At 42.9% G+C, this 7,053-nt stretch carries 7 protein-coding genes; 1 reads left to right on the top strand and 6 read right to left on the bottom strand.

The window, feature by feature from the left end:
- Positions 1 to 72: 72 nt before the first annotated feature.
- Genes RDS42_RS10430 through RDS42_RS10420 form a run of 3 tightly spaced genes read right to left on the bottom strand, consistent with a single transcriptional unit; the run spans position 73 to position 4,114 of the window.
- Positions 73 to 1,815: an ABC transporter ATP-binding protein gene (locus RDS42_RS10430; protein WP_308783613.1), complete on the bottom strand. Its 1,743-nt coding sequence runs from the start codon at positions 1,813 to 1,815 to the stop codon at positions 73 to 75.
- 1 nt (position 1,816) lies between these two features.
- Positions 1,817 to 3,541 carry an ABC transporter ATP-binding protein gene (locus tag RDS42_RS10425; protein ID WP_308783612.1) on the bottom strand — a complete coding sequence of 575 codons (1,725 nt, stop codon included), beginning with the start codon at positions 3,539 to 3,541 and terminating at the stop codon, positions 1,817 to 1,819.
- A gap of 24 nt (positions 3,542 to 3,565) precedes the next feature.
- Positions 3,566 to 4,114, bottom strand: coding sequence for a GNAT family N-acetyltransferase (locus RDS42_RS10420; protein WP_308783611.1), 549 nt, complete (start codon positions 4,112 to 4,114; stop codon positions 3,566 to 3,568).
- Positions 4,115 to 4,199: 85 nt separating this feature from the next.
- Between RDS42_RS10420 and RDS42_RS10415 the strand changes: the two genes are divergently transcribed.
- Positions 4,200 to 5,009 carry a MerR family transcriptional regulator gene (locus RDS42_RS10415; protein WP_308783610.1) on the top strand — a complete coding sequence of 270 codons (810 nt, stop codon included), beginning with the start codon at positions 4,200 to 4,202 and terminating at the stop codon, positions 5,007 to 5,009.
- Between the two features lie 36 nt (positions 5,010 to 5,045).
- Here RDS42_RS10415 and RDS42_RS10410 read toward each other — a convergent pair whose 3' ends face one another.
- Genes RDS42_RS10410 through RDS42_RS10400 form a run of 3 tightly spaced genes read right to left on the bottom strand, consistent with a single transcriptional unit; the run spans position 5,046 to position 6,952 of the window.
- Positions 5,046 to 5,696: an ABC-2 transporter permease gene (locus tag RDS42_RS10410; RefSeq protein ID WP_308783609.1), complete on the bottom strand. Its 651-nt coding sequence runs from the start codon at positions 5,694 to 5,696 to the stop codon at positions 5,046 to 5,048.
- 1 nt (position 5,697) lies between these two features.
- Positions 5,698 to 6,558 carry an ABC transporter ATP-binding protein gene (locus RDS42_RS10405; RefSeq protein ID WP_331603237.1) on the bottom strand — a complete coding sequence of 287 codons (861 nt, stop codon included), beginning with the start codon at positions 6,556 to 6,558 and terminating at the stop codon, positions 5,698 to 5,700.
- Between the two features lie 22 nt (positions 6,559 to 6,580).
- Positions 6,581 to 6,952, bottom strand: a complete 372-nt coding sequence (locus RDS42_RS10400; RefSeq protein WP_308783608.1) for a GntR family transcriptional regulator — start codon at positions 6,950 to 6,952, stop codon at positions 6,581 to 6,583.
- Positions 6,953 to 7,053: the final 101 nt, after the last annotated feature.

Raw genomic sequence — 7,053 nt, 5'->3', positions numbered from 1 at the left:
AGACCAGTTTCCAACTGATCTTTTTCCTTACTTCTGCCGCTTTCTATACAGTATTTTTCTTTATTTAAAATATCAGGCAAACTGACTCATATAAAGAGCTGCATATTTTCCATTCTTCTTCATCAGCTCCTCATGATTTCCCACTTCCTTAATGTCTCCGTCTTCCATATAAAGGATCATATCTGCATCCCGGACAGTAGAAAGACGATGGGCGATCACAAAACTGGTACGGCCCTTCATCAGCTCTGCCATAGCTTTCTGGATCAGAACCTCTGTATGTGTATCTACATTGCTAGTAGCCTCATCCAGGATCATGATCTCAGGATCAGAAGCGATAGCCCGGGCAATAGTCAGAAGCTGACGTTCTCCCTGAGAGATATTTTCCGCGCCTTTGCTCAGCACCATATCATACCCTCCCGGAAGAGTTTTAATAAAGCTATGAGCACAGGCAGATTTCGCCGCTTCTTTGATTTTTTCTCTCTGCATATTCTCTTCTGAATATCCGATATTTTCTCCAATAGTCCCCTCAAACAGCCAGGTATCCTGAAGAACCATGCCAAATCGGTTACGAAGTTCCTCTCTTGTCATGTCCGTAATTTTGACACCGTCTACTTTAATGGAGCCTCCGTTTACCTCATAGAAACGCATCAGAAGATTGATAAGGGTAGTTTTTCCGGCGCCTGTCGGACCTACCACTGCAACCTTCTGTCCAGGCTTTACTGTCAGATTGATTCCATTCATAAGAAGGTGCTCTGGTGTATATCCAAATTTTACGTTTTCAAAAGTAACCTGTCCGCTTCGGTCGTCAGGAACCACACACTGTTCACTGTCCGGAATCTCCTCTTCTGCATCCAGAAGACTGAAAATACGATTACCTGCTGCCGCTGCCGCTCCAAAACTTCCTACCATTCCTGCAATGGCAGAAAACGGCTCCGCGAAACGCCATGTGTATTCCAGCATAGCCTGCACGTTTCCTACGGCAATTTTTCCGGCAATGGCCCAGAGACAGCCAACGGCTGCACAAAGCACATACCCAAGATCATTTACAAGAGTTGTGATCGGACTGACTGCCCCCGCTGTCGTTTCTGCTTTTCTGGAACTGGTTTTCAGTGCGTTGTTCAGTCCGGCAAATGCCTTCTTTGCACGTTCCTGATAATTAAAAGTCTGTACCACTGACTGTCCATTATACATTTCTTCTACATAACCGTTCAGTTTTCCCAGCAGTTCCTGCTGTTCCCCATAATATTTCTCACTGGCCTTCATTACTCCTGCCGCGCTCAAAAGAGACAGAGGAACCATAATGATCGGAATCAGAGACAATGGCGGACTGATCAGCAGCATCATGATCAAAACACCTGCCGCCGTTGTCACCTGAGTCACTACCGCGGTCAGATTCTGACTGATGGTATTATTGATAGTGTCTACATCATTGGTAATCACACTTAATATGTCTCCATGAGTATGGGCGTCATAATAATTCAATTTTAAACGATGCATTTTCTCATCGATCTCTCTTCGGATGGTCTGCATCACATTAGCCGTGATCTTTGCCATTCCAAATCCCTGCAAAAAGGAAAACAGCTGAGAAACAAAATACAGGGCAACCAGAGCTACCAGAAGCCAGAGGATTGTTTCCCAGTAAAACACACCGTCTGCAATGCTGGCAAAAAGTGTTGTAGTCACCTTTCCCACAAGAAAAGGTGCCAGAACCATAAAAGCCGTACTGATAACCGCTGACAAAATCACCAGGATCAGACGCAGACGATATGCTTTCAGATAGCCTAAAAGGCGCTTAAATATCGTTGTATTCTTCATCTCAGACTGCCTCCTTTCCCAACTGTATCTCTGCAATTTCCCGATAAAGAGGACATGTAGTTAACAACTCCTTATGTGTTCCGTTTCCTACAATCTGTCCATCATCCACCACCAGAATACGATCTGCATCCAGAATCGTGCTGACTCTCTGCGCTACCATGATCACCGTCGCATCTCCAATACTCTCTTTCAGGTTCTGACGTAGCTGACGGTCTGTTTTCATATCCAGCGCAGAAAAACTGTCGTCAAACACATAAATCTCCGGCTTTTTCATCATTGCTCTGGCAATTGCCATACGCTGCCTCTGTCCTCCGGATAAATTCGTTCCTCCCTGGGCAATAGCATCATGATATCCCTGTTTCTTTTTGCAGATGAACTCATCTGCACATGCAATCTTTGCCGCCTGCTTCCAGTCTTCCTCCGTGCCATTTTCCTTTCCAAAATTCAGATTCTCTGCAATGTCTCCGGAAAACAGCACATTTTTCTGCGGAACGTATCCGATCAGAGAACGAAGATCCTCCATACGATATTCTTTCGCATTTACTCCATCGATCAATACCTCACCGAACATTGGATCATACAGCCTTGGAATCAGTTTTAATATACTGGATTTACCACGTCCGGTTCCTCCTATAATGGCAGTTATCTCTCCGGGGTTTGATACAAAGCTTATATCTTTCAAAATGGGCTCATCTGCTCCCGGATATGCAAATGTCACATGTCGAAACTCTACTGTGGCATGTGCCGGACGTTTTTCCAGCGGAAAACTTCCGTCCCTGATCGAACTTTCTGTTTCCAGAACTTCTGAAATTCGTTTTGCACAGGCATAGCTGGTAGGAAACATCATGATCACCAGTGACAGCATCATTACAGAAGTCAGCACCATACTGATATACTGGCTGTTTGCCACCAGAGAGCCTACTTCCATGGCACCTGTATTCACATAATATGCACCCATTCCCAGAACAGCAGCTGTAGTAACGCCAAAAATCACACTGATCATTGGCATTAAAAGACTGGTAATACGGCCTGCTGTCATCGCAGTCATGGCATAATCAGCATTAGCCTCCTCAAAACGACTGCTCTCTGCTTTCTGTTTATTAAAGGCACGGATCACACGTACACCTTCCAGAGACTCCAGAAACAACCGGTTGATCTGATCCAGTTTTTTTCTCAGGCGAATAGAATACCGGGAGGCTAAGATCATTATGATGGTCAGTGCAATAAGAAGCACGGGAATTGCCACCAAAAGCACAGAGCTGACCTGTCCTCCTGTAGCAGCAGAAAACACAAGTCCTGCAACCGCCATCATAGGGGCAAGCAGACCCACACGAAGCAGAAGAGTCAGAAAGTTCTGCACATTAGTAATATCTGAAGTACTTCTGGTAACAAGACTTGCTGTGCCAAATTTGTCCATTTCCACAGCAGAAAACTCCTGTACTCTGGAAAAAACCTGATTTCTCAGCTGTGCTCCAAAATCTGTCGATATATAAGAGGCAATCTTAACAGACAAAAAGCTGATAATGCAGGACAGCACCGTAATGCCTGCCATAATTGCTGCATACATCCAAATGACACTGTTTTCGCTTTCCGCAACTCCATGACTGATCATCTGTGCCAGAAAAGAAGGCAGGAGCATCTGCCCTACAGCCGAAAACAGAACCAGTAAAAACAGCCCTAAAACCTGTTTTGGTTTTAACTTTACTTTTGAAAATATTGTTTTCATAACAGCTGAATCTCCTTTCTCTTTCTATGCTTTTGCACCTTTTACAATTTTGATCCCGGATAGTTTAAAGAACAGTGCTCCAAGAGCATATTTCTGTAAGGAAATATAATCCTCCTGCGAAACCTTTCCTCCATAATTAAGGATTTCCATCTCTCCACTGGCTCCCTCAATAAAAATATCAGAAGCAGTAAATCCATTTTTCAGATAAAATTTTCGCCGTGCAATCCTCTGATCCCGATTATCCGCAGCGTTATCCAGACATTCAATCAGAAGAACAATCTTTTTATCCGCATATTCCCTGCATACATTCTGCATAATATAGCTTCCTGTTCCCTTACTCCTGATTTTGGAAGACACTGCCAGATAATCTACCATAATCATGTCTTTATACGGAATAAGCACTGTAAATCCCAAAAGCTGCTCCTTTTCCACCGCTGCCATAACAACTGCTTTTTTCTTTTTAGCGGAATGGCGCAGCGTAAAATACGGTTTTCTTTCTCTCTTTGGAAATGCCTCCATATAGATTTCCTTTATTTCCGGCCACTGCTGCCCGGTTACTGCTTTAAACTCCATAAGAATCTCCTCTTTCTTCTTGATTTCTCCTTTTTCAGAAGGTATCATATAATGTACAGTAACTGTACAGTCAAGGGGGATTTTTATGGATCAGAAAAAATATTTATATTCATCTGGAGAATTTGCAAAATTTACCGGTGTCAACAAACGTACTTTACACTATTATAATGACATTGGTCTATTCCGGCCGGAGGTGATCCGGGAAAACGGCTATCATTACTATACCTGCTTTCAATTCGCTCAGCTGGAATTAATCCTCACCTTACGCAAGATCGGACTTTCTATTGAGGAAATCCGGGAATATGTAACAAGACCATCCGATGAGTCCTTCTCTCAGATGATGACAAAAAAGAAAAAGCTGATCGACGAATCCATCGAACAGCTTTTATCTGCACAGGCTTTTCTGGAGCAAAAAGCAGAACGCCTGAAACTGGGAATGCAGTCTCACCATGGCAAAATAGAATTATGTACTCTCCCGGAAAAGAAGCTCGTACTTTCCTCTCCGATTTCCGGACGATATGATGAAGATGATTTCTCTGTTGCCGCTGAATTTTCACTTCGTCTGAAAAAGCTCTTTCATCTTTATGACAGCTTTGGAAGCCGCATCTCCACAGACAATCTGCAAAAAGGCAATTTCACCGGCTATGATTCCTTCTTTGCCTACTGCCCTGCTGTCTCCGGCACCTGGGACATAATTCTTCCTGCCGGAAGGTATCTGCGGGCTTTCTGTATCGGTGACTGGAGCAGGCTTCCTGCCATTTATCAGTCTGTTCTTGCTTACGCCCGTGAACACAATCTGACCCTTACCGGACATGCCTATGAAGAAGGTTTAAATGAAATGTCCATCAACGACAGCAGTGATTATATTACCATGATCACGATCCGGTGCGAATAACAAAGTTTTCCTGCACCGGACCATGTTTTTTATATGTCACGAATGCTGTCTTGTATAAATTTTCAGGCAGACCCAATAACTTCCTGCCATCAGAAGTCCTCCCAGGATCAGGGCAATCCCCGTCAGGATTCTTGGATCTGTCTGAAAAATCCTGCTTATCCACTGACCGCGACTGGATAAACCATAAAATAATGCGACAATGATAACCATCCCCACATAAAGAATGGTTCCTTTTTTGTTTCCCAGCAGATAAAATCCAATACTGAATACTGCTGTTGCAATCAGCGATACTGCAATGCCGGCTGCCACATAAAACATTCCTGTGCGGATATCCACTGTTTTTCCCAGATATACATAGCCCAGTACCATTATCACAGAAATCACTGTGTTGATCCCCATATAAATAAAATTATCAATAAAACGCGCCATAATAATCTCTTTCTTTGTAACCGGATAAGTCAGCATGATCTCGTCAAACTGGACCTTCTCGTCCTGTTCCAGCGCCATCTGAAAAACAGCGATTGTAGTCATTGGAATACATACTACCACAAACAGCATCATCATATACCTGTTTTGCCCCATAAGGACTGCAAGTATAATCATTGCCAGATATCCCAGAATATTACTCAGCAAATTTTTAGGAATACAAAATGTATCATAAAAATCCTTTTTCACAATTCCCCACATACTATGCCTCTCCTTTCACATACATCAGCATAATGTCTTCCACAGATGCCTTTTCCATTTCCAGATCCGGAAAAACACTTAAAATCCCGTTCCTGTTTCTTACCAGAACCTTATACTCATAAGGTTCCTTTTTAAATGAAACGATATCCTCCTCCCGAAGCGACTCGAAAAAGTCTTTTCCACAATGCAGAACTCCATAATCATTCTGCAGCTCATCATAGCTTTTTACAAACTGAAGTTTTCCTTCATGAAGAAAGGCAATATAATCTGCCACTTTGTCAAGATCGCTGGTAATATGGGAAGACATCACAACCGTATGGTCTTCCTCCTCTGTAAATTCCCGGATCAGTTCCAGAATCTCATCCCGGAAAACAGGATCCAGACCGCTGGTTGCTTCATCCAGGATCAGAAGTCTTGGCTTGTGGCTGAAGGCTATGGCAAACTCCAGCTTCATTTTCATTCCCTTGGAAAACTTTTTCAGCTTTTTATCTGCCGGAAGTCCAAATCGAGATAAATAAGCGTCATACTTCTCCATATCCCAGTTCCGGTAAACTCTTTTCAGCATCTTTCCAATAAATGCCGGTGTATATTCCGGATTGTAATGGCTGACGTCAAAGATAACGGCAATATCCTCTTTAATCTCCTTCTCCTGATTTCTTAACTGCTTCCCCAGAAGTTCTATCTTTTCATATTCTGCCTTTATCAGCCCAAGCATAGACTGGATCAAAGTAGACTTTCCGGCTCCGTTTTCTCCTATAAGCCCCAGAACCGTTCCACGGGGAACATTCAGGCTTAAATTCTTCAGGGAAAAATCTCTGTATTCTTTTGACAGATTCCTTATCTCAATTGCATTTTCCATCATATACCTCACACACCTTTACGTCTTATTCGCTGTAAAGCAGCTCCAGACTTTCTTTCAGAGAATCCAGAGACACACTGTTTTGTTTCGCCAGCTCACATGCTTCTGTTAAATGTTCTTCAATCTTTCTCAGATTCTCCTCTCGTATAAAGTCTTGATTCTGTGCAGATACAAACGTCCCTTTTGCCGGGACTGTCACAATAAATCCATCCTTTACAAGATCGTCATAGGCTCTCTGAGTTGTAATGACACTGACGTGGAGTTCCTTTGCCAGCTTTCGCATAGACGGCATAGGATCTCCCGGTTTCAGATCTCCGCTCATGATCATCCCTTTGATCTGTGAAGTAATCTGTTCATAAATCGGTTTTGTACTGGCATTGCTTAAAATTATTTCCATATTCAATCATCCTGTACCTTTTACTTGAAACAGAACCTGTGCACCGGTTCTGCATCTGTACTTATGTTACAAGTACAGTATATACTATAATATACATACTG

The organism is uncultured Blautia sp., assembly GCF_902497045.1.
Lineage (GTDB): Bacteria > Bacillota > Clostridia > Lachnospirales > Lachnospiraceae > Blautia_A.
The sequence above is the reverse complement of the archived record's forward strand: the minus strand, read 5'-3'. Positions and strand labels throughout refer to the sequence as shown.